Annotated in this window: 2 protein-coding genes; both read left to right on the top strand. The window is 73.6% G+C overall.

What is annotated here, in order from left to right; genetic code table 11:
• Positions 1-401, top strand: a 401-nt coding sequence (locus tag GT045_RS23695) for a penicillin acylase family protein (protein WP_161335364.1), incomplete at its 5' end; no start/stop codon positions are given.
• Entirely contained in the window at positions 394-981 is a 588-nt protein-coding gene (locus GT045_RS23690) for a GNAT family N-acetyltransferase (protein ID WP_161335363.1), read from the top strand. The genes GT045_RS23695 and GT045_RS23690, both read left to right, overlap by 8 nt.
• The last annotated feature ends 407 nt before the right edge of the window (positions 982-1,388 follow it).

The raw sequence follows: 1,388 nt of genomic DNA, 5'->3' as shown, positions 1-1,388 counted from the left end.
TGCCGGACGAGCCGCGCACCGTGCCGGACGAGCCGCGCACCGTGCCGGAGGGGACCGCCGCACCCGGCCTCGCCGGCGACCACGACTGCGTGTTGTGCACCTCGGCCGTCCCGGGCCTCACCGACCGCGCGGCCCGTGGCCCGGCCGCCCGCTACGTCTGGGACCTGGCCGACCGCGACAACAGCCGCTGGGTGGTGCCGTTCGGCGCCGACGGCGTACGCGGTGCCGCCCACCACCGCGACCAGCTCCCGTTGTGGCTCAGCGGCGAACTGGCACCGGTGACCACCGACTGGGCCCTGCTCACCCCGGACCCGGTCGAGCCTTCCGGCCCCGCCGAGCCTTCCCGTCCTGTGGGCCCCACTGAGCCCACCGACCCCATGACCGAGGAACCCCATGTCTGACCTGCACGTCCAGCACATCGACGGCTACGGCACCGTCCGCATACGCCCCCTCGACCCGGAGGGCGACGCCGAGGTGATCCACGGCTGGGTGAGCGACGAACGCGCCGCCTTCTGGGGTATGAACGGACTCACCCGGGCCCAGGTCGCCGAGATCTACGCCCACATGGCCACGCTCGACACCCACCACGCCCACCTGGTCACCAAGGACGACGTCCCGGCGGCCCTCTTCCAGACGTACGAGCCGACCGCCGACCGGGTCGGTGAGTGCTACGACGTCCGCCCCGGCGACATAGGCGTCCACCTCCTGCTCGCCCCCGCCGGCCCCGCCGGCCCGCACCACGGCTGGACGCGCGCGCTGCTGGAGGTGCTGACGGAGTACGTGCTGCGGGTCCTCGGCCGCCGGCGGGTCGTGGTCGACCCCGACGTACGCAACGTCAAGGCGATCGACCGCTTCGAACGCCAGGGCTTCCGCCGCGGCCCCACCGTCGTCCTGCCCGAGGTGGACCTGCCCGAGGTGTACCTGCCGGAGAAGCACGCCCAACTCGCCTTCCTGGAGCGGACGACGGCCTCCCCCGAGTGACGGCACCCGGGAGACCCCCGCGCCGGCACCGTCCGCCGGGCCCCGTTTTCCAGGTCTTCCAGACCGTCCCGGCCGGGACCGTCTCCCGCACCGTCCAGGCCGGCCGGTGAGCACACGGGCCGTTCCCCGCGTACCTGTAGGGAGGCCCTGACACGGAGCACGGACACACAGGGGGACGGAGGCTGAGGGTGCTGCGCGAGGCACGCCGAGGGCACGAAGGCCGCGAAGGCCGCGAAGGCCACGACGACTTCGAAGGCCACGACGACCGCGGAGATCACTCAGATCACGAAGGCCACGAAGGGAACGGCAGGCGTCCGGGAGGCCGAGGGCCGCGTGGGCCGCTCCAGCCGGGTCGGCCGCTCGGATCTGAACGCGCGCCCCAGCCGGGAAGCCTGCACGGATCCGGA

It is taken from the genome of Streptomyces sp. SID486, assembly GCF_009865385.1.
Lineage (GTDB): Bacteria > Actinomycetota > Actinomycetes > Streptomycetales > Streptomycetaceae > Streptomyces.
Note: the sequence above shows the minus strand (reverse complement) of the source record. Positions and strands in the feature narration are given on the sequence as shown.

Bases quoted from the DNA above. Each gene is read 5' to 3' on its own strand.
- GT045_RS23690 (WP_161335363.1), top strand. From the start codon at position 394: ATGTCTGACCTGCACGTCCAGCACATCGACGGCTACGGCACCGTCCGC.